25 protein-coding genes are annotated in these 25,000 nt (G+C 72.2%); 18 read left to right on the top strand and 7 right to left on the bottom strand.

Features of this window, described 5'->3' with window-relative positions; all coding sequences use genetic code 11:
• Positions 1-2: 2 nt before the first annotated feature.
• The gene (locus tag ACWDD7_RS04885) at positions 3-827 is read right to left on the bottom strand and encodes an alpha/beta hydrolase (RefSeq protein ID WP_450456382.1); all 825 of its coding nucleotides are present in this window, start codon (positions 825-827) and stop codon (positions 3-5) included.
• 178 nt (positions 828-1,005) lie between these two features.
• Here ACWDD7_RS04885 and ACWDD7_RS04880 point away from each other — a divergent pair, with 178 nt between their 5' ends.
• The 13 genes from ACWDD7_RS04880 (at position 1,006) to ACWDD7_RS04820 (ending at position 14,863) form a co-directional block, all read left to right on the top strand.
• A complete protein-coding gene (locus ACWDD7_RS04880) occupies positions 1,006-1,785 on the top strand; it encodes a response regulator transcription factor (RefSeq protein WP_450456381.1) in 780 nt (259 codons plus the stop codon).
• Between the two features lie 148 nt (positions 1,786-1,933).
• Positions 1,934-2,959, top strand: coding sequence for a LacI family DNA-binding transcriptional regulator (locus tag ACWDD7_RS04875; protein WP_450456380.1), 1,026 nt, complete (start codon positions 1,934-1,936; stop codon positions 2,957-2,959).
• A 160-nt stretch (positions 2,960-3,119) separates the two neighbouring features.
• Positions 3,120-4,160, top strand: a complete 1,041-nt coding sequence (locus ACWDD7_RS04870) for a S1C family serine protease (RefSeq protein WP_450456379.1) — start codon at positions 3,120-3,122, stop codon at positions 4,158-4,160.
• Positions 4,161-4,207: 47 nt separating this feature from the next.
• The gene (locus ACWDD7_RS04865) at positions 4,208-4,456 is read left to right on the top strand and encodes a hypothetical protein (RefSeq protein ID WP_351871761.1); all 249 of its coding nucleotides are present in this window, start codon (positions 4,208-4,210) and stop codon (positions 4,454-4,456) included.
• Between the two features lie 135 nt (positions 4,457-4,591).
• On the top strand, positions 4,592-5,323 hold the full coding sequence (locus tag ACWDD7_RS04860) for a response regulator transcription factor (protein ID WP_351871758.1): 732 nt from the start codon (positions 4,592-4,594) through the stop codon (positions 5,321-5,323).
• Complete coding sequence (locus tag ACWDD7_RS04855) at positions 5,320-6,804, top strand: sensor histidine kinase (RefSeq protein WP_351871755.1); 1,485 nt, start codon at positions 5,320-5,322, stop codon at positions 6,802-6,804. Before ACWDD7_RS04860 ends, ACWDD7_RS04855 begins: the two co-directional genes overlap by 4 nt.
• A 719-nt stretch (positions 6,805-7,523) precedes the next feature.
• Positions 7,524-8,450 (top strand): mycothiol synthase, encoded by a 927-nt coding sequence (mshD, locus tag ACWDD7_RS04850; RefSeq protein WP_351871787.1) that lies wholly within the window; start codon positions 7,524-7,526, stop codon positions 8,448-8,450.
• A 100-nt stretch (positions 8,451-8,550) separates the two neighbouring features.
• Positions 8,551-8,937 (top strand): GntR family transcriptional regulator, encoded by a 387-nt coding sequence (locus ACWDD7_RS04845; RefSeq protein ID WP_392217027.1) that lies wholly within the window; start codon positions 8,551-8,553, stop codon positions 8,935-8,937.
• Entirely contained in the window at positions 8,934-9,809 is an 876-nt protein-coding gene (locus tag ACWDD7_RS04840; RefSeq protein WP_351871749.1) for an ABC transporter ATP-binding protein, read from the top strand. The genes ACWDD7_RS04845 and ACWDD7_RS04840 overlap by 4 nt, the downstream gene beginning before the upstream one ends.
• Positions 9,806-10,795 (top strand): ABC transporter permease, encoded by a 990-nt coding sequence (locus tag ACWDD7_RS04835; RefSeq protein ID WP_351871746.1) that lies wholly within the window; start codon positions 9,806-9,808, stop codon positions 10,793-10,795. The genes ACWDD7_RS04840 and ACWDD7_RS04835 overlap by 4 nt, the downstream gene beginning before the upstream one ends.
• Positions 10,796-11,026: 231 nt before the next feature.
• Positions 11,027-13,381, top strand: a complete 2,355-nt coding sequence (locus ACWDD7_RS04830; RefSeq protein ID WP_450456378.1) for an RNA degradosome polyphosphate kinase — start codon at positions 11,027-11,029, stop codon at positions 13,379-13,381.
• The gene (locus tag ACWDD7_RS04825; protein WP_450456377.1) at positions 13,362-14,447 is read left to right on the top strand and encodes a CHAD domain-containing protein; all 1,086 of its coding nucleotides are present in this window, start codon (positions 13,362-13,364) and stop codon (positions 14,445-14,447) included. Before ACWDD7_RS04830 ends, ACWDD7_RS04825 begins: the two co-directional genes overlap by 20 nt.
• Positions 14,444-14,863: an NUDIX hydrolase gene (locus ACWDD7_RS04820; protein WP_450456376.1), complete on the top strand. Its 420-nt coding sequence runs from the start codon at positions 14,444-14,446 to the stop codon at positions 14,861-14,863. The genes ACWDD7_RS04825 and ACWDD7_RS04820 overlap by 4 nt, the downstream gene beginning before the upstream one ends.
• A 3-nt stretch (positions 14,864-14,866) precedes the next feature.
• Here the strand turns inward: ACWDD7_RS04820 and ACWDD7_RS04815 are convergent, their stop codons facing one another.
• A complete protein-coding gene (locus tag ACWDD7_RS04815) occupies positions 14,867-15,022 on the bottom strand; it encodes a hypothetical protein (RefSeq protein ID WP_285558936.1) in 156 nt (51 codons plus the stop codon).
• Positions 15,023-15,136: 114 nt separating this feature from the next.
• Here ACWDD7_RS04815 and ACWDD7_RS04810 point away from each other — a divergent pair, with 114 nt between their 5' ends.
• Positions 15,137-16,006, top strand: a complete 870-nt coding sequence (locus ACWDD7_RS04810; RefSeq protein ID WP_450456375.1) for a hypothetical protein — start codon at positions 15,137-15,139, stop codon at positions 16,004-16,006.
• A 129-nt stretch (positions 16,007-16,135) separates the two neighbouring features.
• Positions 16,136-16,297: a hypothetical protein gene (locus ACWDD7_RS04805; RefSeq protein ID WP_351871790.1), complete on the top strand. Its 162-nt coding sequence runs from the start codon at positions 16,136-16,138 to the stop codon at positions 16,295-16,297.
• 14 nt (positions 16,298-16,311) lie between these two features.
• On the opposite strand, the gene ACWDD7_RS04800 is transcribed toward ACWDD7_RS04805, so the two are convergent.
• Positions 16,312-16,656 carry a metal-sensitive transcriptional regulator gene (locus tag ACWDD7_RS04800; protein WP_285558932.1) on the bottom strand — a complete coding sequence of 115 codons (345 nt, stop codon included), beginning with the start codon at positions 16,654-16,656 and terminating at the stop codon, positions 16,312-16,314.
• A gap of 233 nt (positions 16,657-16,889) precedes the next feature.
• Here ACWDD7_RS04800 and ACWDD7_RS04795 point away from each other — a divergent pair, with 233 nt between their 5' ends.
• Together ACWDD7_RS04795 and ACWDD7_RS04790 are read left to right on the top strand one after the other, a co-directional pair.
• Positions 16,890-17,510, top strand: coding sequence for a DUF47 domain-containing protein (locus tag ACWDD7_RS04795; protein ID WP_208033008.1), 621 nt, complete (start codon positions 16,890-16,892; stop codon positions 17,508-17,510).
• Positions 17,511-17,517: 7 nt separating this feature from the next.
• Complete coding sequence (locus tag ACWDD7_RS04790) at positions 17,518-18,516, top strand: anion permease (protein WP_450456374.1); 999 nt, start codon at positions 17,518-17,520, stop codon at positions 18,514-18,516.
• 344 nt (positions 18,517-18,860) lie between these two features.
• Here ACWDD7_RS04790 and pstB read toward each other — a convergent pair whose 3' ends face one another.
• The 4 genes from pstB to pstS all read right to left on the bottom strand — a co-directional run bounded on the left by pstB (position 18,861) and on the right by pstS (position 22,998).
• Positions 18,861-19,637 carry a phosphate ABC transporter ATP-binding protein PstB gene (pstB, locus tag ACWDD7_RS04785; protein ID WP_450456373.1) on the bottom strand — a complete coding sequence of 259 codons (777 nt, stop codon included), beginning with the start codon at positions 19,635-19,637 and terminating at the stop codon, positions 18,861-18,863.
• 40 nt (positions 19,638-19,677) lie between these two features.
• A complete protein-coding gene (gene pstA / locus ACWDD7_RS04780; protein WP_351871725.1) occupies positions 19,678-20,739 on the bottom strand; it encodes a phosphate ABC transporter permease PstA in 1,062 nt (353 codons plus the stop codon).
• Positions 20,736-21,740: a phosphate ABC transporter permease subunit PstC gene (gene pstC / locus ACWDD7_RS04775; RefSeq protein ID WP_450456372.1), complete on the bottom strand. Its 1,005-nt coding sequence runs from the start codon at positions 21,738-21,740 to the stop codon at positions 20,736-20,738. Before pstC ends, pstA begins: the two co-directional genes overlap by 4 nt.
• A gap of 124 nt (positions 21,741-21,864) precedes the next feature.
• Entirely contained in the window at positions 21,865-22,998 is a 1,134-nt protein-coding gene (pstS, locus tag ACWDD7_RS04770; protein ID WP_351871784.1) for a phosphate ABC transporter substrate-binding protein PstS, read from the bottom strand.
• Positions 22,999-23,329: 331 nt separating this feature from the next.
• Between pstS and ACWDD7_RS04765 the strand changes: the two genes are divergently transcribed.
• Positions 23,330-24,907, top strand: a complete 1,578-nt coding sequence (locus ACWDD7_RS04765) for an FAD-binding oxidoreductase (RefSeq protein WP_450456371.1) — start codon at positions 23,330-23,332, stop codon at positions 24,905-24,907.
• Positions 24,908-25,000 lie beyond the last annotated feature (93 nt).

Raw genomic sequence — 25,000 nt, 5'->3', positions numbered from 1 at the left:
GGCTAGCCGGAGCGGCGGGCGGCCCAGTCCCCGATGCGGTCCACCAGGGCGTCGTCCGCGGCGTGCTCCGCGTGGCCCATGCCCGGCTCCAGCCACAGTTCGGCGTGGCCGGCGGAGGCCTCGGCGAGCATGCGGGGGTGGTCGAGCGGGAAGTAGCCGTCACGGTCGCCGTGCACGATCAGCAGGGGGGTGGGGGTGATCCGGGGGACCGCCTCGACCGGCGAGAGCGGTATCGGGTCCCAGTCGCGGTGGTGGATGCGGGTGCGCAGGCCGTAGCGGCCGACCAGGCGGCCCTCGGGGCGGGTGACCAGCCAGTGCAGCCGGCGCATGGGGGCGGTGCCCCGGTAGTACCAGCGGGCGGGCGAGCTGACCGCGACCACCGCGGCCGCCGTGCCCGGGTGCAGCGCCGCGTGCCGCAGGACCACCGAGGCGCCCATGGAGAAGCCGACGGTCACCACCCGCTCGTGTCCGAAGCCGCGGGCCCACCCGACGGCGGCGGCCAGGTCCAGGACCTCCTTGTCGCCGACCGTGGAGCGGCCGCCCGAGCGCCCGTGGCCGCGGAAGGAGAAGGTGACGACGGCGCCGTGCCGGGAAAGCCCGGCCGCCACCCTTCGGACGTGCGGCCGGTCCACGTCCCCGGTGAAGCCGTGCGCGATCACCAGCACCGGGACGCCGGGGTCGTATACGGCCGCCCCCGGGTCGTATACGACGTCGACCGGGACGCCGTCCGCCGTGCGCAGATATGTCCGGACAGGACCTGGTCTGCCTGTCTCGGCATCCGGACGTACGGTGGAACGTGCCACATGACCTGCCGGGCGGTTGCTCATGTGGGCTATTCTGCTGGGCAGAGGACTCGGGCAGCGTAGCCACCGGGTCCTTTTGTGCTTTCGGAAGCGTTGTATACGGAGCGAGGCGCCTCGGCGTCCGCCGGTGTACGGGCCTTCGGGAACGCAGAGCAGTGCCCGTCCGCACAGTTCTCGCAGGGACCGAGGAGGAACCAGACGTATGAGTTCTCTGCTGCTCCTGACCAACGCCCTCCAGCCGTCGACGGAGGTCCTGCCGGCTCTCGGCCTCCTCCTGCACAACGTGCGGGTCGCTCCCGCCGAGGGGCCCGCGCTGGTCGACACGCCCGGCGCCGACGTCATCCTGGTCGACGGCCGCCGCGACCTGCCGCAGGTGCGCAGCCTGTGCCAGCTGCTGCGCTCCACCGGCCCCGGCTGTCCCCTGATCCTCGTCGTCACCGAGGGCGGCCTCGCCGCCGTCACCGCCGACTGGGGCATCGACGACGTGCTGCTCGACACCGCGGGCCCCGCGGAGGTCGAGGCGCGGCTGCGGCTCGCCATGGGGCGCCAGCAGCTCACGCACGACGACTCGCCGATGGAGATCCGCAACGGCGACCTCTCCGTGGACGAGGCGACGTACTCCGCCAAGCTCAAGGGCCGGGTCCTCGACCTGACCTTCAAGGAGTTCGAGCTGCTGAAGTACCTCGCCCAGCACCCGGGCCGGGTCTTCACCCGCGCCCAGCTGCTCCAGGAGGTGTGGGGCTACGACTACTTCGGCGGCACCCGGACCGTGGACGTGCACGTACGGCGGCTGCGGGCCAAGCTCGGCCCGGAGCACGAGTCGCTGATCGGCACCGTACGGAACGTCGGTTACCGGTTCGTCACCCCGGAGAAGGGCGACCGGGCCGCGGAGGAGGCCAAGGCCAAGGCGAACCAGGCCAAGGCGGACAGTACGGACGAAGCCGCCGCGCCCGCCGAGCCCGAGGTCCACGCGGACGCTTGATCCCTCCACACCTTCCGACGGTTTCCCGCCGGTTCCCCGCGCGTAACGCGCGCACCAAGCGCGGAGGACGGCGGCCACGGACGCCGACGGGGCGACCAGGGTGTGAAACGCCCTGCCCGTCCCTGGTCAATCCGCGTAGACTCCGCGCGTGGCCAAGGTGACTCGGGATGACGTGGCGCGGCTGGCGGGGACCTCCACCGCCGTCGTCAGTTATGTCATCAACAACGGACCCCGGCCGGTCGCCCCGGCCACGCGCGAGCGTGTCCTCGCCGCGATCAAGGAACTGGGGTACCGCCCCGACCGGGTCGCCCAGGCGATGGCGTCGCGGCGCACCGACCTCATAGGGCTGATCATCCCGGACGCCCGCCAGCCCTTCTTCGGGGAGATGGCGCACGCCGTGGAACAGGCCGCCGCCGAGCGCGGCAAGATGGTCCTGGTCGGCAACACGGACTACATCGCCGAGCGCGAGGTCCACTATCTGCGGGCCTTCCTCGGCATGCGCGTCTCCGGCCTGATCCTGGTCAGCCACGCGCTCAACGACCAGGCCGCCGCCGAGATCGACGCCTGGGACGCCCGCGTGGTGCTGCTGCACGAGCGCCCCGAGGCCATCGACGACGTCGCCGTGGTGACGGACGACCTCGGCGGCGCCCAGCTCGCCGTGCGCCATCTGCTGGAGCACGGCCACCCCTACGTGGCGTGCATGGGCGGCACCGCGGACACCCCGGCCGTCGGCGACCCGGTCTCCGACCACGTCGAGGGCTGGAAGCGGGCCATGGCCGAGGCGGGCCTGAGCACCGAGGGCCGGCTGTTCGAGGCGCCGTACAACCGGTACGACGCCTATCGCGTGGCCCTGGACATCCTGTCGGGGCCCCGGCGGCCCCCGGCGGTGTTCTGCTCCACCGACGACCAGGCGATCGGGGTGCTGCGAGCCGCGCGCGAGCTGCGCATCGACGTGCCCGGGGAGCTGGCCGTGGCGGGCTTCGACGACATCAAGGAGGCCGCGTTCGCCGATCCGCCGCTGACCACGGTCGCCTCGGACCGTTCGGCGATGGCGCGGGCGGCGGTCGACCTGGTGCTGGACGACGGGCTGCGGGTGGCCGGGTCCCGGCGCGAGCGGCTGAAGACGTTCCCGTCCCGGCTCGTGGTGCGCGCCTCCTGCGGCTGCGGGGACTGACAACGTCGTCGGCCGAGCGGCCCGACATCACGGTCCGAGAGGCCCGTGAGAGCCGCCTCCCGAGTGCCCAGAGGCGTCTTTATATCGGGCAAACGAGGTTCTGCCGGGCTTCTCAGCGAGCACTCAGGAAGCTCTCATGGTCGCCGGGGACGCTTCTTGCATGACCGAGAGCTTCCGCCGCAGCGGCGAGTACGAGGACGAGGACCCGCGGGGTTCGTCCAGTCAGCAGTACGGCTACTACTCCGCTCCCATGCACCCGGAGTGGCCGCCCCCGCCGCCGTACGAGCCCGCGGCGACGGCGCCCCTGCCGGAGCCCGAGCCCGAGCGGAAGCGCACCCGCAGCTCCGTCGCCCTCCTCGCGGCGGTCGCGATCGTCGCGGCGGCGGTCGGCGGCGCCACCGCGTACGGCTTCCAGGAGCTGACCGGCAAGAGCGGCGTGACCGCCACCGGGACCGGCACCGCCGTGGTGCCGGCCGGCAAGAAGGGCGACGTCGCCGCCATCGCGGCCGCGGTCAGCCCGAGCGTGGTGGAGGTCAACGCCACCCTCGCGGGCGGCTCCTCCACCGGCTCCGGCGTGGTCATCGCCTCCGACGGTGAGATCGTCACCAACAACCACGTCATCGCGGGCGCGCAGTCGGTCAAGGTCCGCACCAGCGACGGGCACGGCTACACCGCCGACGTCGTGGGCACCGACAGCTCCAAGGACCTCGCGCTGATCAAGTTGCGGGGCGCCTCCGGCCTGAAGGCGGCGAGCCTCGGCGACTCCAGCGGGGTGCAGGTCGGTGACTCGGTCGTGGCGATCGGCTCGCCCGAGGGCCTGACCGGCACCGTCACCAGCGGCATCGTCTCCGCCCTCGACCGGGACGTCACCGTGCCCACCGACGAGGGCCAGGCGCAGGGCCAGGGCGGCGACGGAAGCTGGCCGTTCCAGTTCGGCGGCCGCCAGTTCAACGGCGACACCGGCTCGTCCACCACGACGTACAAGGCGATCCAGACGGACGCCTCCCTCAATCCCGGCAACTCCGGCGGCGCGCTGATCGACGCGGCCGGGAACGTCATCGGCATCAACTCCGCGATGTACTCGTCGAGCCAGCAGGCGTCCTCGTCCTCGGACGCGGGCAGCATCGGCCTCGGCTTCGCGATCCCCGTCAACACGGTCAAGTCCGACCTGGCCAAGCTGCGGTCGGGCGGGCGGAACTAGGGCCGTCAGGGCCTTTCAGCGTCACTCGCACTGTCTGGAGGAACATCATGATCGAGCAGGTTTTCCACCAGGAAGCGGGCCGTGGCCCGGCCGATGTCACCATCGCCCTCGCCGTCGCGCGTCGGCTGCACGCGCCGGCCGCGCCCGAGCCCCGCGTCGCGGAGATCATCCCGGCGCACGTCCCCCAGCTGATGGGGCTGCGCCGCAGCTCCGCCGACCGGCGGCACCGCCGCGGCCACAAGGTGCCGCTGCACCGGCTCACCGCGATGCGCGGTCTCGCGGCCCTCGGCGCCTGACCCTTGGCGCCCGTGCCTCCCGGCCCGGCACCATGGGAGGCTGTAGGACACCGTCACCAAGACACCCGAAAAACCCGAACACGGACAATCCCCACCACAGGACCCGCCGACCCACCTCCACAAGGAATCACGAGCATGAGCCCCGCCGAAGGCGACCGTGACACCCAGCGCATCCTGATCGTCGACGACGAGCCGGCCGTACGCGAGGCGCTCCAGCGCAGTCTCGCCTTCGAGGGATACGACACCGAGGTCGCCGTCGACGGCGCGGACGCGCTGGAGAAGGCCGCGGCGTACAAGCCGGACCTGGTCGTCCTGGACATCCAGATGCCCCGGATGGACGGTCTGACGGCGGCCCGCCGGATCCGCGGCGGCGGGAACACCCTGCCGATCCTCATGCTCACCGCCCGCGACACGGTCGGCGACCGGGTGACCGGCCTGGACGCGGGCGCCGACGACTACCTGGTCAAGCCCTTCGAGCTGGACGAGCTGTTCGCCCGCATCCGCGCCCTGCTGCGGCGCAGCTCGTACGCGGGGGCCGTCTCCGCCGCCCAGGCGGACGAGGCGCTCACCTTCGCCGATCTGCGCATGGACCTCGCGACCCGGGAGGTCACGCGGGGCGGGCGCCAGGTCGAGCTGACCCGCACCGAGTTCACGCTCCTGGAGATGTTCATGGCGCACCCGCGCCAGGTCCTCACCCGGGAACAGATCCTCAAGGCGGTCTGGGGCTTCGACTTCGAGCCGTCCTCCAACTCGCTGGACGTGTACGTGATGTACCTGCGCCGCAAGACCGAGGCGGGCGGGGAGCCCCGGCTGGTGCACACCGTGCGGGGCGTCGGCTACGTGCTGCGGCAGGGCGGCGCCGAGTGAACAGGGTCGTACGGCGCTACCGTTCGCTGCCGATCAGGGCCCGGCTGGCCGGGCTGGTCGCGGCGGCGGTGGCGTTCGCGGTGGCGGCGGTGTCGGTGACCTGCTGGTTCATCGTGCAGGGCAAGCTGTACGAGCAGATCGACAACGACCTGCGGAGAACGGCGCCGCGTCCGGCGGCGGAGACGGTGTACAACCTGCTCGCCGCGTGTCCGCACAAGCCCGCCGACACCTCGCCCTACGGCGTGCTGCGGACCCATGAGACCGTCTACAGCCAGCTGGTCAAGCCGGACGGCACGGCCTGTGTCCCCAGCGACTCCGCGGGCATGGTGAAGACCACCGCCGTCGACCGGACCGTGGTCCGCGAGGCCGTGATCCACGGCGACGGCATCCTGCGCAACGGCACGGACGCCAACGGCAACGACGTCCGGGTGCTCACCATGCCGCTGGTGATCGACACCAACGTGGGCCCCCAGCTGTATCCGGGCGCGGCCATGATGATCGCCGTCCCCCTGAAGAACACCGAGAGGACCCTCAACGACCTGGCGCTCGTGCTGCTGCTGGTCTCCGGCGTCGGCGTCCTGGGCGCGGGGGCCGCGGGGCTCGCGGTGGCCCGGGCCGGGCTGCGTCCGGTGGACAAGCTGACGGAGGCCGTGGAGCACGTCTCCCGCACCGAGGACCTGACCATCCGGATCCCGGTGGAGGAGGACAGCGAGGACGAGGTGGCCCGGCTCTCCCGGTCGTTCAACTCCATGACGGCCTCGCTGGCCGGCTCCCGCGAGCTCCAGCAGCGGCTGATCGCGGACGCGGGGCACGAGCTGCGCACCCCGCTGACCTCGCTGCGCACCAACATCGAGCTGCTCACCCGCAGCGAGGAGACCGGCCGCCCGCTGCCCCCGGAGGACCGCAAGGCGCTCCTGTCCTCGGTGAAGGCGCAGATGACGGAACTGGCCTCCTTGATCGGCGACTTGCAGGAACTGTCGCGCTCGGAGGGGCAGCGCGGCGAACGGATGCAGGTGGTGCCCTTCCAGGACACCGTGGAGGCGGCCCTGCGCCGCGCCCGGCTGCGCGGTCCGGAGCTGACGATCACGGAGGACCTGGAGCCCTGGTTCGTGGTCGGGGAGCCGTCCGCGCTGGAGCGCGCGGTGGTCAACATCCTCGACAACGCGGTGAAGTTCAGCCCCGAGGGCGGCACCGTCGAGGTCCGGCTGACCCAGGGTGTGCTCACCGTGCGCGACCACGGCCCCGGCGTGCCCGAGGACGAACTCCCGCGCGTCTTCGACCGGTTCTGGCGCTCCCCCAGCGCCCGCGCCCTGCCGGGCTCCGGCCTCGGCCTCTCCATCGTCGCGCGCACGGTCCAGCAGGCGGGCGGCGACGTCTCGTTGACCCCGGCACCGGGCGGCGGCTCGGTGGCGACGGTACGACTGCCGGGGGCACCGGTGCCACCACCCGCGGAAGCAGCCACCGCCGAGGCGACGGGATAGCCGCGGCCGGTCCCGGCGGCCCTCCGCAGGTCGGGCACGCCGGGTGATCCCCCCTGATCCGCGGACGCGGTCACCGAGGTGGCGGCGGCGCACGCGGCACGCGCCCGGGACGTCCGGGCGCGGTGGCTGATGGCGCGGGCGACGGGCCGGCCCTGCCCGCCCGGCCCGCCTCCGCCCCCAGGCACCTCGCCGAGCCCGCCGACCGCTTCCCGGAGCCCGGGGGCGGGCCGCGCGAGGCGATCCGGCTCGCCCCGAGCACCGGCACGGCTACGCCCCGCCCGCCTTCCCGCGCGAGCCGGACGAGCCGGCACGGACCGCCGTACGGCCGGCGCCCGCGGAGGTTCCCCGCGCGGTCCGGTGGCCCACCGCCCGTCTGTTCCGGGGACAAGGCGCCCGCCGAGGAGCCGGACCGGACCGTCCTCCGCCTCGATCCCCGGCGTCCGCAGGCGCCGGCCCGGCAGGTCGCGCTCCACGCCGAGGCGCCCGCCGCCGGTGCCGGCCGGCCAACGCCCGTGGACGCTCGTGCGGTTCGCGGTCGTCCGGGGCGTGGGCGCCCCCGCTGCGCCACCGCGGGCCGCGCACCGGCGGCGGTGCCGCCCGCGGTCGCTGGTACGGCGTCGCCGCCGGGCCCGCGTCGCGGCCACCGCCCTGTTCGGCCGCCGCACGACGGGCTGGGCGCCTCTGCCCGCGTTCCCCGTGCGCCCCGTACCCTCGTACGCATGAGCAGCGACGACACCGTACGGGCCTTTCCCGCCCGCTCCATCGAGACCCATTCCGCGCTCACCCCGGACCAGGCCGAGGCCGTGCTCACCCTGCTCGGCGAGGCCGCGCGGGTCGACGGGCAGCAGCCGGTGTCCGAGCAGGGCCGCCTGCAACTGCGCGGGGGAGCCCGCGAGGGCGTCTCGCATCTGCTGCTGACCACCGACGGCGAACTCGTCGGCTACGCCCAGCTGGAGGACACCGATCCGGTGGAGGCGCCGGCCGCCGAACTCGTCATCCACCCCGCGCACCGCGGGCACGGGCACGGCCGCGCGCTCGGCGCGGCCCTGCTCGCCGCCTCCGGCAAGCGCCTTCGGGTGTGGGCGCACGGCGGGCACCCGGCCGCCCGCCATCTCGCCCAGGTGCTCGGCCTGACCCTGTTCCGCGAACTGCGCCAGATGCGCCGGGAGTTGGCCGGTCTCGAACTGTCCGAGCCGCAGCTGCCCGAGGGCGTGGGCGTGCGCACCTTCGAGCCCGGCAAGGACGACACCGCGTGGCTCGCGGTCAACGCGGGCGCGTTCGCCCACCACCCCGAGCAGGGCTCGCTGACCCAGCGCGACCTCGACGACCGCAAGGCCCAGCCCTGGTTCGACCCGGCCGGGTTCTTCCTCGCCGAGCGGCGCGGGGAGCTGATCGGCTTCCACTGGACGAAGGTGCACGCCGAGGAGGGCCTCGGCGAGGTCTACGTGCTCGGCGTCCGCCCCGGCGAGCAGGGCGGCGGCCTCGGCAAGGCCCTCACCACCATCGGGCTGCGCCACCTCGCCGCACAGGGCCTGCCGACCGCGATGCTCTACGTCGACGCCGACAACAAGGCCGCGGTGTCGGTGTACGAGCGGCTCGGCTTCCGCACGTACGAGACGGACCTGATGTACCGCACCGAGACGTGACATAAGCCTCTCGGGGACCCATAGGGGGCGGCCGTGTTGACGGCCGCCCCTTCTTTGCACCACCCTTTCACTACTCAATTAGTGAAAGGGTGGTGCTCGCGTGGTCGACTATCGCATCGACCGGCACAGCGGTGTCGCCACGTACGTCCAGATCGTCCAGCAGACCAAGCAGGCCCTGCGCCTCGGCCTGCTGCGCCCCGGGGACCGGCTGCCGACGGCCCGCGAGGTCGTCGAGGCCACCGCCATCAACCCCAACACCGTCCTCAAGGCCTACCGCGAGCTGGAGCGGGAGGGCCTGGTGGAGGCGCGGCGCGGGCTCGGCACCTTCGTGCGCAGATCGCTGGGCGCCGCCCCCGCCGACTCCCCGCTCCGCGCGGAGCTGGAGGAGTGGGCCGACCGGGCCCGCACGGCCGGCCTCGAACGGGACGACGTGGCCGCGCTCTTCACCGCCGTACTCGACAAGTACTTCCAGGGAGATCCGTCATGAGCAGCGACACGGCCCTGCGGGCCGACGCTCTGGGCAAACGGTTCGGCCGCCGGGGCGGCTGGGCCCTGCGGGACTGCGCGTTCCGGCTGCCGACGGGGCGCGTGTGCGCCGTCGTGGGCCCCAACGGAGCGGGCAAGTCCACCCTCCTGTCCCTCGCCGCCGGGCTCACGGCCCCCACCGAGGGCGGCCTGACCGTCCTCGGGACCAGCCCCGCGAAGGCGCGGCCCCGGGTCGGTCACGTCGCCCAGGACAAGCCCCTGTACCCGCAGCTCACCGTCGCCGAGACGCTGCTCATGGGCGCCGACCTCAACCCCGGGCGGTGGGACGCGGCGGTCGCCGGCCACGTCGTCAAGGACCTGGACCCGCACGCCCGGGTCCGCGCCCTCTCCGGCGGCCAGCGCACCCGGGTCGCGCTCGCCCTCGCCCTCGGCAAGCGCCCCGAACTGCTGCTCCTGGACGAGCCGATGGCCGACCTCGACCCCCTCGCCCGACACGAGCTGATGGGCACGCTGATGGGCCAGGCGGCCCGCCACGGCACCACGATCGTGCTGTCCTCGCACGTCATCGCGGAGCTGGAGGACTCCTGCGACCACCTGCTGCTGGTCGCGGGCGGCCGCATCCGGCTGGCCGGCGAGATCGACGAGCTGCTCGACGCCCATCTGCGGGTCAGCGGCGCCGCCGCGAGCGCCGACCTCGGCCCGCACACCGTGGTCGAGTCCCGCGTCACCGGGCGCCAGCTCACCGCGCTGATCCGCCCCGCCGGGCCGCTCGCCGGCGACTGGCGCACCACCGCGCCCTCGCTGGAGGAACTGGTCCTCGCCCATCTGCGCGCCCCCGGCGCACCGAACCCGACCGAGGAGCGTGCCGCGTGAGCGCCGTACCCCTGACCGCCGCGCCCGTCGACCGGCCCCGGCAGACCCGCTGGCTGCTGCGCCTGCACCGGCCCGCGCTGTACACCTGGGCCGCGCTGTGGCTCCTCCTGGCCGCCCTGCTGATCGCCCTCGACGGCCCGCTCCTGGACGCGGCGGCCCAGAGCTGGCGGCAGTTCCGGGACTGCGGCATGACCGAGCGCTGCGATTACCACCAGGACGCGATCCTGCGCTACAAGGACTACTACAACTACGCCACCGTCGCCCTGAACGTGCTGCCCTTCCTGGTGGCCGCCTGGGCGGGCGCCGCGCTGACCGGCCGGGAGCTGGAGTCCGGCACCGCCCGGCTCGCCTGGACCCAGGCCACCTCCCCGGCGCGCTGGCTCGCGGTGCGGCTGGCCGTACCGGCGCTCGGCGTCGCCGTCTGCACGGGCCTGCTGAGCTGGCTGCACCACCGTGCCTGGGCCGCGAGCCAGGGCCGGATCGACTCCGCCAAGGAGTGGTACGACCGCTTCACCCTGCACGCGGGCGGCCCCGTCGTGGTGGCCCTGGCCCTCGCCGGGCTCGCCGCCGGAGCCCTGGCGGGCCTGCTGCTGCGCCGGACGCTGCTCGCGCTGGTCGTCGGGGTGCTGGTGACAGGGGGTGTGCGAGGGCTGGCCGAGCTGGCACTGCCGCACCTGTGGCCCCCGGTGACCCGGCTGAGCACCCTGGACCAGGGCTTCCTCGGCGACGGCCTGGTGGTCGACCAGGGCATGGTGACCGGCTCCGGCGCCCATGTGCCGCCTCCGTCGTGCGACTCCACCGCGTCGTGCGAGGCGGCGTACGCGCACTTCACCGGCCGCTACAACACCTACCACCCCGTCTCCCACCTCTGGGGGCTCCAGCTCACCACCACCGCGCTGGTCCTGGCCGTCGCCGGGCTGCTGGTCGCCGGCTGCTTCCTGGCCCTGCGCCGGCAGACGGGGCCCCTGCGCGCCGCGGAGGGCTGAGGCGCTCCCCGGACGGGGCCATGAGGCCCTACTCCGCCGCGGTGCGGGACCGTACGCTGCCGTACGGTCCCGCACCGCGGCTCGCGGTCCCGTACGAGCCCGCGCGAGGGCGCCCGAGCCGGTACGGTTTCCGTCGTCTTCGCGACGCGGACCCCCGGGAGCCGCCCCGCGCTATCCCGCACGTCATGTCTCCGTAACCATCGATTCAGACGGACTTGCGACGCTCGGCCAATGAAACCCGTCGTGCCAGAACCTTCGCCGCCCCCCGGGGGGCCCGCGGGGAACGGGACCGTGACGATCCCGCCCGCGCGTTCCGACGCGCCCGTGATGCCGGTCGCGCGGAAGAATGGGTTCATGAGTCAGCAAGACACCCAGGCAGAGGCACAGCACCCGCAGCCCCCCGTGGGCTCCATCGCGGCGCACCGGCCGCACACCGTGACCTCCGCGGTCTCCGGCCTGGCACCGGACATCGACGCGGATCTCGACGCGTACGAGGAGTCCCAGGCCGACGGCGCCCCGCTGCCCCAGGGCCGCTTCCTGGACCGGGAGCGCAGCTGGCTCGCCTTCAACGAGCGCGTCCTGGAGCTGGCGGAGGACCCGAACACGCCCCTGCTGGAGCGGGCCAACTTCCTCGCGATCTTCGCCAGCAACCTGGACGAGTTCTTCATGGTCCGGGTCGCCGGCCTCAAGCGCCGCATCGCCACCGGCGTGGCCACCCGCTCGGCCTCCGGGCTCCAGCCGCGCGAGGTCCTGGAGATGATCTGGGCCCGCTCGCGGGAACTGATGGCGCGGCACGCCGCCTGCTACCACGAGGACGTCGCCCCCGCGCTCGCGGAGGAGGGCATCCACCTGGTGCGCTGGAGCGAGCTGACGGACAAGGAGCAGGCCCGCCTGTTCACGCTGTTCCGGCACCAGATCTTCCCGGTCCTCACGCCGCTGGCGGTCGACCCCGCCCACCCGTTCCCGTACATCTCCGGCCTGTCCCTGAACCTGGCCGTCGTCGTGCGCAACCCGGTCAGCGGCCACAAGCACTTCGCGCGCGTGAAGGTGCCGCCGCTGCTCTCGCGCTTCCTGGAGTCCAGCCCGGGCCGGTACGTCCCCGTCGAGGACGTCATCGCCGCGCACCTCGAAGAGCTGTTCCCGGGCATGGAGGTGCTGGAGCACCACGCCTTCCGGCTCACCCGCAACGAGGACCTGGAGGTCGAGGAGGACGACGCCGAGAACCTCCTCCAGGCCCTGGAGAAGGAGCTCATGCGGCGCCGCTTCGGGCCGCCGGTGCGCCTGGAGGTCGAGGAGTCCATCGACCGCGAGGTCCTCGACCTGCTGGTGCGCGAGCTGAAGATCTCCGAGGCCGAGGTCTACCCGCTGCCCGGCCCGCTCGACCTGACGGGGCTGTTCCGCATCCACGGTCTCGACCGGCCCGAGCTGAAGTACCGCAGCTTCGTCGCGGGCACCCACCGCGACCTCGCCGAGGTCGAGTCGGCCTCCGCGCCCGACATCTTCGCCGCGCTGCGCCAGCGGGACGTGCTGCTGCACCACCCGTACGACAGCTTCTCCACCTCGGTGCAGGCCTTCCTCCAGCAGGCCGCCGACGACCCGGACGTCCTCGCGATCAAGCAGACCCTGTACCGCACCTCGGGCGACTCCCCGATCGTGGACGCGCTCATCGACGCCGCCGAGTCCGGCAAGCAGGTCCTGGTGCTGGTCGAGATCAAGGCCCGCTTCGACGAGCACGCCAACATCAAGTGGGCGAAGAAGCTGGAGGAGGCCGGCTGCCACGTCGTCTACGGCCTGGTCGGCCTCAAGACGCACTGCAAGCTGTCGCTGGTGGTCCGCCAGGAGGGCGAGACCCTGCGCCGCTACAGCCACGTCGGCACCGGCAACTACCACCCGAAGACCGCCCGGCTGTACGAGGACCTCGGCCTGCTCACCGCGGACCCGCAGGTCGGCGCGGACCTCTCCGACCTCTTCAACCGGCTGTCCGGCTACTCCCGCCGGGAGACCTACCGCCGCCTGCTGGTCGCGCCCAAGTCCCTGCGGGACGGCCTGATATCGCGGATCACCAAGGAGATCCAGCACCATCGCGCGGGCCGCCCGGCGTTCATCCGCATCAAGGTCAACTCGATGGTGGACGAGGCCGTCATCGACGCCCTCTACCGGGCCGCCCAGGCGGGCGTGCCGGTGGACGTCTGGGTCCGCGGCATCTGCGCGATCCGGCCGGGCGTCCCCGGCCTCTCGGAGAACATCCGGGTCCGTTCCGTCCTCGGCCGCTTCCTGGAGCACTCCCGGGTGTTCGCCTTCGGCAACGGCGGCGAGCCCGAGGTGTGGATCGGCAGCGCCGACATGATGCACCGCAACCTCGACCGGCGGATCGAGGCCCTGGTGCGGGTCGTGGACCCCGGCCACCGCGCGGCCCTCAACCGACTGCTGGACACCGGCATGTCCGACTCCACCGCGTCGTGGCACCTCGGCCCGGACGGCGAGTGGACACGGCACGCGACGGACGCGGACGGCCAACCCCTGCGCAACATCCAGGAGATGCTCATAGACGCCCGGAGGCGCCGGCGTGGCACAGCAACACCTTGACCCGAAGGACCCCACGGCCGAGGTGGTGACGGGGGACGCCCTCGCGGGCTATCTGCGCACCCAGGCGACGGAGTTCCTGCGCGCCCTGCGGCTGCACCGGGAGACCGGGGGCGCCGCGGGCACCGGCGAGGAGTCCGTCGACGCGGCCCGCGCGCTGCGCCGCTCGGCCCGCCGCGTCAGCGGCAGCCTGCACACGTACCGGCCCCTGCTCGACCCGGCCTGGTCGGAGTCGATGCGGCCGGAACTGGCCTGGCTGTCGGGGACGTTGGCCTTGGAGCACGCGTACGAGGCGCGGCTGGAGAGGCTGTTGCAGGCGTTGCACCGGCTGTCGGGGGCGGCGGCGTTCCCCGAGCAGGTGATGGCACAACCGGCCGTGGGCGGCCGGGCGGCCCGAGGGGGCGCGGGGACGCCCGGGGGCGGCCCGGCGACGAGCACGCCGGAACGCGGCACTCTGACGGTGGGCGCGGCCAAGGCGGGCGCCCTCCTGGAGCGCCAGCTCACCCTCGCCCGGACCCGCGCCCACTCCACCGCCCTCCAGGCCCTGGGCTCCAGCCGCTTCCACGCCGTCGCCGACAAGGTCGCCGTGCTGGCCAGCGAGGTCCCCCTCACCCCCGCCGCCCCCACCACCGACCTGCGCCCGCTGGCCGGTGCCGCGCAGGAGCGGCTCACGGACGCCGTCACCGCGCTGCCGCTGCTCACCGCGGGCCACCCGTACAACGCGGAGGCGCTGATCCACGGCCTGTCCCCGGACCCGTCCCCGCACCCCCAGGACGGCCCCTGGCACCAGGTCCGGCTGCTGCTGCGGCTGCACCGCTACGCCCGCGAGGTGCTCCACGGCGACGTCCCCGTGGACGTACGCCTGCTGACGGCGGGCCAGGCCCTGGACCGGCACCGCGACGCCTCCGAGGCGGCCGCCGCCGCGGCCCAGGCCGCCCGCACCCCCCGCATCGCCCCCGCCACGGCCTACGCCCTCGGCGTCCTGCACGCGGACCAGCGCCACGAGGTGGAGGCGGCCCGGTTCGCCTTCCAACGCGCCTGGCAGCGCGACCCGGTGGAGACGGCATGACCGACACCCCAGTGCTGGCGGCGGGTTGCGTGCTGTGGCGCCGCTCTCCCTCCGGAGAGGTGGAACTGGCCCTGGTGTTCCGGCCCAAGTGGTCCGACTGGTCCTGGCCCAAGGGAAAGCTGAAGCGGGGCGAGACGGCCCCCGCGGCGGCGCTGCGCGAGGTGGCGGAGGAGACCGGCCACACCTGCCGGCTCGGCCCGAGCCTGCCGACCTCGCGCTACCTCGACCACGCGGGCCGCAGGAAGGAGGTCACGTACTGGGCGGCGGAGTCGACGGGCGGCGCCTTCACCCCCAACGACGAGGTCAGCGAACTGCTCTGGCTGACCCCCGCCGAGGCCCGCGACCGTCTGACCCACCCCCGGGACAAGGACCTGATCACCCCGGCCCTCGCGGCCATCGGCGACGCCCCCCGCTAGAACTCATCCGTTCTCGTGCTCGGCCGCGTCCGTCCTGGCCTGGCTGCGGGCCCTGCGGGCCGGGCCGCGCCAGCCGCAGGTGCAGCGGGCCACGCAGAAGCGGCCCTGTTCGGTCGTCGTCGTCAGATGGTCCGGTTCCCGCGAGTCCTGCTGCGCCACGCCGTCCACCGTACCGAGAAGCCAAGGGCAGAGCGTGACGGCAGTCCCCTACTCGTCGTTAACCGGACGACAGGGGGGCCGTAACGGACGTACCGGCTGGGGGAAGGCAGGGCGATGGAACGGCGGCAGTACAGACAGGCGCACCCGGGCAGAGCGGCCGTCGCGCTGGGCCTCATGCTCGTCCTCGGGGCGGGCGCCGGCGGCTGTTCGGACCTCGGGCTCCCCGCCGAGGACGTCAGGAGCGGCGCGGGCGATCCGCTCACCCTCCTGACCGGCGCGGCCGGCGCCCTGACCGACGCGGGCAGTTCCAAGGCCGGCACCGCCATGGAGATGGCCACGGGCGGCACCCGGGTCACCATCCGCGGCAAGGGGGTCTACGACTACGTCCACCGGCTCGGCCGGCTGACCGTCGTGCTCCCCGCGGACCCGACCGGTGCCGCCGAGCACCGCCCGCTCACCGAACTCCTCGCACCCGGCGCCCTGTTCATGAAGAACCGGGGGGCGGGGGTGCCCGCCGACAAGTGGGTGCGGGTGGAGACGGCCACGCTGTCCGACGGCAATCTCGTCACCGGCGGCGTCACCGATCCGTACACGGCCGCCGTGGTGCTGCGCGGCACCCGGCGGGCGAGCTACGTGGGCCGCGCCGAGGTCGGCGGCACTCCGGTCCGGCACTACCAGGGCACGGCCGACCTGGCCGACGCGGCCCGGTACGCGCCCGCGGACGTCGGAAAGTCCCTGGAGGCGGCGGCGAAAGGGTTCGCCACGACCCAAGTGCCCTTCGACGCCTACCTGGACGACCAGGGCCGCCTGGTCAAACTGCGCCAGCGCTTCAGCTTCGTCAACGGCCGGCAGAAGACCCCGGTCGCCGTCACCTCGACCACCCTGCTGTACGACTTCGGCGCCTCCGCCGTCGTGGACCTGCCGCACCAGCGGGACATCTACGCCGGGCGCATCGCGGAGGACGCGGGCACCGGAGGGGCCTGAAATCAGCCACTTTCCGGCCCGGCACTAGTCCCGGACGCCCCCACTCAAGTAGCCCGTCCGTGCCATGCGCGGTGGGTAAACCGCCTCCTACCCTAGGAGTTCGGTGACGTCAGGGAAGAGGTGAGGCGGGTGGCGGCGGTCGGCGGTACGGCGGTTCAGGACCACGTGGCCCTCGCCGAGATCGAGCTGTGCGGCGAGCTGATCATCGCGGCCTCGGCCGCCGAGGACCGGCTCAGCCTGGAGAGCATCGACGAGGTGCTACGGGTGGAACGGCAGGGGCGCGACGGCTGAGGCGTCCGGGCTCCTCAGGTGCGCAGCAGCCGCCCGATCGCCTTCGTCGCCTCGTCCACCTTGGCGTCGATCTCGTCCCCGCCCTTGAGGGCCGCGTCCGCCACGCAGTGCCGAAGGTGCTCCTCCAGCAGCTGGAGCGCGAAGGACTGGAGCGCCTTGGTGGAGGCGGAGACCTGGGTGAGTATGTCGATGCAGTAGGTGTCCTCGTCCACCATCCGCTGGAGACCCCGGATCTGCCCCTCGATCCGGCGCAGCCGCTTGAGGTGCTCGTCCTTCTGCTTGTGGTAACCGTGCGTGGCGTGATCGGCGCACTCCGTCTGCCCGGAGGGTGCCGTCGCGCCGGCCTCGGTGGTCGTCATAGCGGGCCTCCATCTCGGGGCGGGTGTTCTCGGTCACATACGGGGGGACATAACGCCCGGCATACCCCTACTGGGTATATGGTACCGAATTTTGCTGGGTATGGGGGCCTTGGTACGCCCCCGTGATGATCGCTCTGCTCGATGCGCGACACTGGAGGGCGGCCCGATAGCCGTGGCCGGATGATGCGCCTAGCATCAGCCTGACCGAAACCGAAGCACCCCGAGGACCCCACGTGCGCTTTCGTCTGACCCCCAGGGAGACGAGCTTCTACGACATGTTCGCCGCATCCGCGGACAACATCGTCACCGGCTCGAAACTCCTGATGGAACTGCTCGGGGCGGACTCCTCCGCCCGAGCCGAGATCGCGGAGCGTATGCGGGCAGCGGAACACGCAGGTGACGACGCCACGCACGCGATCTTCCACCAGCTGAACTCCTCGTTCATCACGCCGTTCGACCGCGAGGACATCTACTCCCTCGCCGGTTCCCTGGACGACATCATGGACTTCATGGAGGAGGCCGTCGACCTCGTCGTCCTCTACAACGTCGAGGAACTGCCGAAGGGCGTCGAGCAGCAGATCGAGGTGCTGGCCCGCGCGGCCGAGCTGACCGCGGAGGCGATGCCGAACCTCCGCACGATGGACAACCTCACCGAGTACTGGATCGAGGTCAACCGGCTGGAGAACCAGGCCGACCAGATCCACCGCAAGCTGCTGGCGCACCTGTTCAACGGCAAGTACGACGCGATCGAGGTGCTGAAGCTCAAGCAGATCGTGGATGTGCTGGAAGAGGCGGCGGACGCGTTCGAGCACGTGGCGAACACGGTGGAGACCATCGCCGTCAAGGAGTCCTGAGGCGTCGATGGACACCCTGGCTCTGGTCGTGACCGTCGCGGTCGCGCTCCTGTTCACGTACACCAACGGCTTCCACGACTCGGCGAACGCGATCGCCACCTCGGTCTCCACCCGGGCGCTGACCCCGCGGGCGGCACTGGCGATGGCCGCCGTGATGAACCTCGCCGGCGCGTTCCTCGGCTCCGGGGTCGCCAAGACCGTCAGCGAGGGACTGATCGAGACGCCGTCGGGCGGGGCGGGGCTGGGCATCCTCTTCGCCGCGCTGCTCGGCGCGATCGCCTGGAACCTGGTCACCTGGTACTTCGGTCTGCCCTCGTCCTCCTCCCACGCGCTGTTCGGCGGCCTGGTGGGGGCGGCGCTCGCGGGCGGTACGGCGGTCCACTGGGACGGCGTCGTCAACAAGATCATCATCCCGATGTTCCTGTCCCCGGTCGTCGGCCTGATCGTCGGCTACCTGGTCATGCTGCTGATCATGTGGCTCTTCCGGCGGACCAATCCGCACAAGGCCAAGCGCGGCTTCCGCATAGCCCAGACGGTCTCCGCGGCGGGCATGGCGCTCGGCCACGGTCTCCAGGACGCCCAGAAGACGATGGGTGTCGTGGTGATGGCCCTGGTCATCGCCGGCCACGAGACCTTCGGCGACCCGATCCCGGTCTGGGTGAAGCTGGTCTCGGCGGTGATGATGTCCCTCGGCACGTACGCGGGCGGCTGGCGGATCATGCGCACCATGGGCCGCAAGATCATCGAGCTGGACCCGCCGCAGGGGTTCGCCGCGGAGGCGACCGGCGCGTCGATCATGTTCGGTACGGCGTACCTCTTCAAGGCGCCGATCTCCACGACCCACGTCATCACCTCCGCCATCATGGGCGTCGGCGCCACCAAGCGCGTGAACGCCGTCCGTTGGGGCGTGGCCAAGAACATCGTCCTGGGCTGGTTCATCACGATGCCGGCGGCCGCGCTGGTCGCCGCGCTGGCCTTCGGCCTGGTGAAGCTGACGGTCCTCTGACCCGGCCTCCCCCGAGCCCACCTCCTCGCTCCGAGGGGGTGGGCTTTCCCTTGCCCGGCTTTGAGCCGGGCGACCGACGGGCTCACCCCGCAGCCGGACGAGCCCTCCAGCCGACCGCACCACGGCCCCTCCCCTCGCCTTCCCTCGCCTTCCAGCCGACGGAGCCCCGGCTCCTCCGCCCCCCGGCCGACCGGGTCGCGGCACGAGCCGAACGCAGCGGGCCCGCCCCCGGTGACAGGGGCGGGCCCTTCGCGCCCTCGCGGTGGCACCGCCATGCAGCACCGCGAGGAGTTCTGTGCCACCGCCGGCTCGGCCGAGCCGGGCGGAGACGCCGTACCGCCGGATCAGCCGAAGCGGCCGGAGATGTAGTCCTCGGTCGCCTGGACCGACGGGTTGGAGAAGATGCGCTCCGTGTCGTCGATCTCGATCAGCCGGCCGGGCTGGCCGACCGCCGCGAGGTTGAAGAAGGCCGTGCGGTCGGAGACACGCGCCGCCTGCTGCATGTTGTGCGTCACGATGACGATCGTGAACTGCTCCTTGAGCTCACCGATCAGGTCCTCGATCGCGAGCGTCGAGATCGGGTCGAGCGCCGAGCACGGCTCGTCCATGAGCAGCACCTTCGGCTCCACCGCGATCGCCCGGGCGATGCAGAGCCGCTGCTGCTGACCGCCGGAGAGCCCGGCGCCCGGCTTGTTCAGCCGGTCCTTGACCTCGTTCCAGAGGTTCGCGCCCCTGAGCGACTTCTCGACGATGTCGTTCAGCTCGCTCTTGCGGTAGTTCCCGTTCAGACGCAGACCGGCGGCCACGTTGTCGAAGATCGACATCGTGGGGAACGGGTTCGGGCGCTGGAACACCATGCCCACCTCGCGCCGCACCGAGACGGGGTCGACCCCGGTGCCGTACAGGTCCTCGTCGTCGAGCAGCACCTTGCCCTCGACGCGGCCGCCCGGGGTGACCTCGTGCATGCGGTTCAGGGTGCGCAGGAACGTCGACTTGCCGCAGCCGGAGGGCCCGATGAACGCCGTCACCGAGCGCGGCTCGACGGTCATCGAGATGTCCTCGATCGCCTTGTGGGAGCCGTAGTACGCGGTCAGTCCGCTTACATCGATTCGCTTGGCCATTACTACTTCACTACTTCCGTCAGTCGCTGAGGGGCCGCGGTCAGCGACCAGTCTTCGGGGCCTTCCAGCGGGCGATGCCGCGGGCCGCCAGGTTGAGGATCATCACGAAGGCGATCAGCGTGAGCGAGGCCGCCCAGGCGCGGTCGTACGCCGCCGTGGAACCGGAGCTCTGCGAGTACTGCTGGTAGATGTACAGCGGCAGCGCCTGCTGGGCACCCGAGAACGGGTTGTTGTTGATGAAGGAGTTGCCCCACACCAGCAGCAGGACCGGCGCCGTCTCGCCCGCGATACGGGCGATGGCCAGCATGATGCCCGTGGTGATGCCGCCGATGGAGGTCGGCAGGACCACCTTCAGGATCGTGCGCCACTTGGGCACACCGAGCGCCAGGGACGCCTCGCGCAGCTCGTTCGGTACGAGCTTGAGCATCTCCTCCGTGGAGCGGACCACGACCGGCATCATCAGGATGGCCAGGGCCAGCGAGCCGGCGAAACCGAAGGGCTGCATGTCGGCCATCAGCATCAGGCTGAGGATGAACAGACCCGCGACGATCGACGGGATGCCCGTCATGACGTCGACGAAGAAGGTGACCGCGCGGGCGAGGCCGCCACGGCCGTACTCCACCAGGTAGATCGCGGTGAGCACGCCGACCGGAGCGCCGATCAGGGTGGCGAGGCCGACCTGCTCCAGGCTGCCGATGATCGCGTGGTAGATGCCGCCGCCCGGCTCGGAGTCGGCGACGACGCCCATGGAGTGCGTCAGGAAGTAGGGGTCGAGGACCTTCACGCCGCGCTTGACGGTGGTCCAGACCAGAGAGACCAGCGGGACCACGGCGAGCAGGAAGGCGACCCACACCAGCGAGGTGGCGATGCGGTCCTTGGCCTGCCGCCGGCCCTCCACCGCGGACGCGATGACGAACGTGGCGAGCACGAACAGCAGCGCGGCGATCAGGCCCCACTGGATGTGGCTGGTCAGGCCGGCGCCCGCGCCGATGCCCACCGCGACCACGATCGAGCCCGCGGCGATCGCCCACGGCGACCACTTCGGCAGGCTGGCGCTCCGCAGCGAGCTGCGGCGCTTGTCGGTGACGGCTGCGGTGCTCATGCGTTGGCCCCCGAGTACTCCTTGCGGCGGGCGATGATCGCACGGGCCGCGCCGTTGACCAGCAGGGTGATGACGAACAGGACCAGGCCGGAGGCGATCAGCGCGTCCCGGCCGTCCTGCGTCGCCTCGCCGAACTTGCTGGCGATGTTCTGGGCGAAGGTGCCGCCGCCCGGGTCGAGCAGGCTGGTCTGGATGTCGAAGGTCGGGGACAGCACGGTGGCCACGGCCATCGTCTCGCCGAGCGCGCGGCCGAGGCCGAGCATCGAGGCGGAGATCACGCCGGAGCGCCCGAAGGGCAGCACCGACATGCGGATGACCTCCCAGCGGGTGGCACCGAGGGCCAGCGCGGCCTCCTCGTGCATCCGCGGAACCTGGCGGAAGACCTCGCGGCTCACGTTGGTGATGATCGGCAGGATCATGATCGCGAGCAGGATGCCCACGGTGAGCATCGAGCGGGGCGCGCCGCCCTGCCAGGAGAAGATCCCGGTCCAGCCGAGGTACTCGTCGAGCCAGCCGAACAGGCCGTTCAGGTGCGGTACGAGGATCAGGGCGCCCCACAGGCCGTAGACGATGGACGGCACCGCGGCGAGCAGGTCGATCACATAGGCGACCGGGCCGCTCATCCGGCGGGGGGCGTAGTGCGTGAGGAACAGCGCGATGGCGACCGCGACGGGTACCGCCAGCGCCATGGCGACGACCGAGGAGACCACCGTGCCGAAGGCCAGGACCGCGATGCCGAAGGACGGCGGGACCAGGTTGGTGTTCCACTCGAAGGTGGTCAGGAAGTTGCCGTGGTCCTTGCTGATCGCGAGGGACGCACGGTAGGTGAGGAAGACCGCGATCGCGGCCATGATCACCAGAAGCAGGATGCCGGAGCCGCGGGACAGGCCGAGGAAGACGCGGTCACCGGCGCGGGTGGCGCCGCGGTTCGCGCTCTTCTTCGGGCCGGCGGTCGGCTGATGTGCGGGGGGTGGTACGTCGGTTGTCTTCGTCATGTCCATCGGGTTCTCCGGTCTGCGGAGCCGCACGTCCCTGTGGGGTGCGCGGCTCGTGGCGGCGGTGCACCGGACGGTGCGGCCCGGCCCGCGGGGAGGCCGTGGGACCGGGCCGCACTCTCGGATCAGGTCAGCTCAGGCCCGCGACGGTGGTGCGGACCTTGCTGATGATCGCGTCGGGCATCGGCGCGTAGTCGATGCCGCTGAGGAGCTTCTGGCCGTCCTCGGAAGCCATGTAGTTGAGGAACGCCTTGACGGTGGGCAGGGTGTCGGCCTTGTTGCCCTTGTCGCAGGCGATCTCGTACGTCACCAGGGTGATCGGGTACGCGCCGTCGGCCTTGGTCTTGTAGTTCAGCTGGAGCGACAGGTCGCTGCCGGTGCCGACGACCTTGGCGTCGGCGATGGCCTTGGTGGCGCTCTCGGTGCTGGGGGCGACGGGCTGGGCGGCACCGGTGTTGATGCTCACGGCCTTGACGCCGTCACCGACGTACGACAGCTCGAAGTAGCCGATGGCGCCGTTGGTCTGCTTGACCTGCTGGGCCACGCCGGAGGACTGCGCGGCGGACTGGCCGCCCTTGGCCTGCCAGGTCTTGCCGCCCGAGTACTTCCAGTTCTCCGGGGTGGCGGCCTTCAGGTACTTGGTGAGGTTGTCCGTGGTGCCGGAGTCGTCCGAGCGGTGGAAGGCCTGGATCTTCAGGTCGGGAAGCTTCGCCGAGGGGTTCAGCTTCTTGATCGCCGCGTCGTTCCAGTTGGTGATCTTGCCGTCGAAGATCTTGGCGAGGGTCGGGGCGTCCAGGACCAGGCTGTCCACGCCGTTGAGGTTGTAGCCGATGGCGATCGGGCCGCCGACCATGGGGAGGTCGATGCCCTGGCCGCCGGAGCAGACCTTCTTGGACGCGGCGACCTCTTCGGGCTTGAGCGCCGAGTCGGAGCCCGCCCACGGGATCTGACCCTGGGTGAACGAGGTCACACCCGCGCCGGAGCCGCCGGCCTTGTAGTTGATCTGCACGCCACAGGCCTGCGAGAAGTTCTTGACCCAGGCGTCGATCGCGTTCTTCTGCGCGGAAGAGCCGTCCGACAGCAGCTGACCCTTGGCGCCGTCGCACTTGATGGAGGAAGCGTTGGTCGCCGAGGACGGGTTGCCCGAGGCCTTGGAACCGCCACCGTTGTCGTCGGAGCCGCACGCCGTCAGGGCCAGGGCGCCGGAGACGGCGACAGCACCGAGAGTCAGGGCGCGCAGCCGGTTCTTGCGCTGAAGCTTCACGTTCGGTAGTTCCTTCCAGGAGCCGCCGCTGTCGGCGGCGTGCGGAGTCTGAGTGCGGGAGCGCATTCCAGACCGCACTCCGCACCGGGTAAGGCCGAAATTAGGCAGATCAGGTGAAGCCGCCGACGGTCATAAATGAACGGCGGGTGAACCCCTGCCGTCAGCCCGGTGAGGTCACGGAATGCTTACGGGGAGGGCACGCCCCGATTCCGACGACCGCGGCGGACGCGGACATGCCCGAAGTTCGGCACCCAGAGGGGGGAACCCTGTCGTGACTGCCGTCGTCTCGTTCCCCGGGGACCACCGAGGGCCGCGGAAAGGCGACGGAGACATGGAACGGCGTACGTTCATCTCGGGCGGCGCGGCCGCGCTGGCGACGACGGCACTGACCGCGTGCGGTACGGGCGGGGGCCACTCCGCCGCGGCCCAGGCGCACCCCTCGGGCGTGTCCGGGGCTTCCTCATCGTCTCTTACGGCGATGAAGACCACCACCGCGAGCGGCGCCGCGGGCTGGGCCGCCCTCGCCCGCGATCTCGACGGCACCCTGGTACGGCCCGGCGACGCCCAGTGGAAGACGGCGCACCAGCTCTACAACACCCGCTTCGACGGCCTGAAGCCCGCCGCGGTCGCCTACGTCGCGCACGCCGCCGACATCCGCACCGTCCTGTCGTACGCGAAGGGCCACCACATACGCGTGGCGATACGCAACGGCGGCCACTCCTACGCCGGTTACTCCTCCGGCGACGACCGGCTCGTCATCGACGTCTCCAGGCTCGACCGGATACGGGTCGGCGGCAACCAGGCGGTGGTCGGCGCCGGCGCCAAGCTGATCGACGTCTACCGGGGACTGGCCGCGAAGGGCGCGACCATACCGGCGGGCTCCTGCCCCACGGTCGGCGTCTCCGGCCTGGTGCTCGGCGGCGGCCACGGCGTCGTCTCCCGCGCGTACGGCCTGACCTGCGACAGCCTCACCCAGGCGACCCTGATCACGGCCGACGGCGCCGAGGTCACCGCGGACGCGACCCACCACTCCGACCTGTTCTGGGCACTGCGCGGCGCGGGCAACGGCAACTTCGGCGTCGTCACCGAGCTGCACTTCCGCACCCACCCGGCGCCGCAGGCGGTCACCGGGCACCTGTCCTGGCCGTGGTCGAAGGCGGCGGCGGTGCTCAAGGCGTGGCAGGAGTGGGGGCCGACGCAGCCGGACGAGATCTGGTCCGCCCTGCACCTGGAGTGCGCGCCGGGCCGTACGCCGTCCGTCTCCGTCTCCTGCTTCTCCCTCGGCACGTACGGCGAGCTCCAGAACGCGGTGGACCGCCTCGCCCACCAGGCCGGCGCCGACGCCTCCTCCGTCTCCCTGCACCGGCGGGGCTACGAGCAGGCGATGGAGATCTACGCCGGGTGCTCCTCCTTCTCCACCCGGGCCCAGTGCCATCTGCCCGGCAGCACGCCGGGCCGCTCCGCGCAGGGCGCGCTCGGGCGGGAGACGTACGCCGCCCGCTCCGACTTCTTCGACCGCTCGCTGTCCGCGGCGGGCATCCAGACCGTGCTGCGGCAGATCGCGTCGGTGCGGGGCGGCTCGGGCAGCATCGCGTTCACCGCGCTGGGGGGCGCGGTGAACCGGGTCGCCCCGACGGCGACGGCCTTCGTCCACCGCCGCTCGCGCATGCTGGCCCAGTACATCGCCTCCTGGCCGGCGGGGGGCTCCGGCGGTTCGGCGCAGTCCTGGCTGACGTCGGCCCATCACGCGATGGCGCCGTACGCCTCCGGCGCGGCGTACCAGAACTACACGGACCCGACGCTGACGAACTGGCGGAAGGCGTACTACGGGGACGCGGCGACGCGCCTGGGGAAGGTGAAGGCCCAGTACGACCCACAGCGGTTCTTCTCCTACGCGCAGGGGGTGTAGGGACCGGGTCCGCGGGGGCCGGCCGGGTGGCGTTCCCGGCCGCGGGTGAGCCGTGGCCGCTCGCGCGGTTCCCCGCCTCCGGGGAGCCGCGGT

Source organism: Streptomyces sp. NPDC001056, assembly GCF_053598955.1.
This window is presented reverse-complemented; position numbering and strand designations above follow the sequence as displayed.

Bases quoted from the DNA above. Each gene is read 5' to 3' on its own strand.
- ACWDD7_RS04885 (WP_450456382.1), bottom strand. From the start codon at position 827: ATGAGCAACCGCCCGGCAGGTCATGTGGCACGTTCCACCGTACGTCCG.
- ACWDD7_RS04880 (WP_450456381.1), top strand. From the start codon at position 1,006: ATGAGTTCTCTGCTGCTCCTGACCAACGCCCTCCAGCCGTCGACGGAG.
- ACWDD7_RS04870 (WP_450456379.1), top strand. From the start codon at position 3,120: ATGACCGAGAGCTTCCGCCGCAGCGGCGAGTACGAGGACGAGGACCCG.
- ACWDD7_RS04865 (WP_351871761.1), top strand. From the start codon at position 4,208: ATGATCGAGCAGGTTTTCCACCAGGAAGCGGGCCGTGGCCCGGCCGAT.
- ACWDD7_RS04860 (WP_351871758.1), top strand. From the start codon at position 4,592: ATGAGCCCCGCCGAAGGCGACCGTGACACCCAGCGCATCCTGATCGTC.
- mshD (WP_351871787.1), top strand. From the start codon at position 7,524: ATGAGCAGCGACGACACCGTACGGGCCTTTCCCGCCCGCTCCATCGAG.
- ACWDD7_RS04840 (WP_351871749.1), top strand. From the start codon at position 8,934: ATGAGCAGCGACACGGCCCTGCGGGCCGACGCTCTGGGCAAACGGTTC.
- ACWDD7_RS04830 (WP_450456378.1), top strand. From the start codon at position 11,027: ATGAAACCCGTCGTGCCAGAACCTTCGCCGCCCCCCGGGGGGCCCGCG.
- ACWDD7_RS04820 (WP_450456376.1), top strand. From the start codon at position 14,444: ATGACCGACACCCCAGTGCTGGCGGCGGGTTGCGTGCTGTGGCGCCGC.
- ACWDD7_RS04810 (WP_450456375.1), top strand. From the start codon at position 15,137: ATGGAACGGCGGCAGTACAGACAGGCGCACCCGGGCAGAGCGGCCGTC.
- ACWDD7_RS04800 (WP_285558932.1), bottom strand. From the start codon at position 16,656: ATGACGACCACCGAGGCCGGCGCGACGGCACCCTCCGGGCAGACGGAG.
- ACWDD7_RS04790 (WP_450456374.1), top strand. From the start codon at position 17,518: ATGGACACCCTGGCTCTGGTCGTGACCGTCGCGGTCGCGCTCCTGTTC.
- pstB (WP_450456373.1), bottom strand. From the start codon at position 19,637: ATGGCCAAGCGAATCGATGTAAGCGGACTGACCGCGTACTACGGCTCC.
- pstA (WP_351871725.1), bottom strand. From the start codon at position 20,739: ATGAGCACCGCAGCCGTCACCGACAAGCGCCGCAGCTCGCTGCGGAGC.
- pstC (WP_450456372.1), bottom strand. From the start codon at position 21,740: ATGGACATGACGAAGACAACCGACGTACCACCCCCCGCACATCAGCCG.
- ACWDD7_RS04765 (WP_450456371.1), top strand. From the start codon at position 23,330: ATGGAACGGCGTACGTTCATCTCGGGCGGCGCGGCCGCGCTGGCGACG.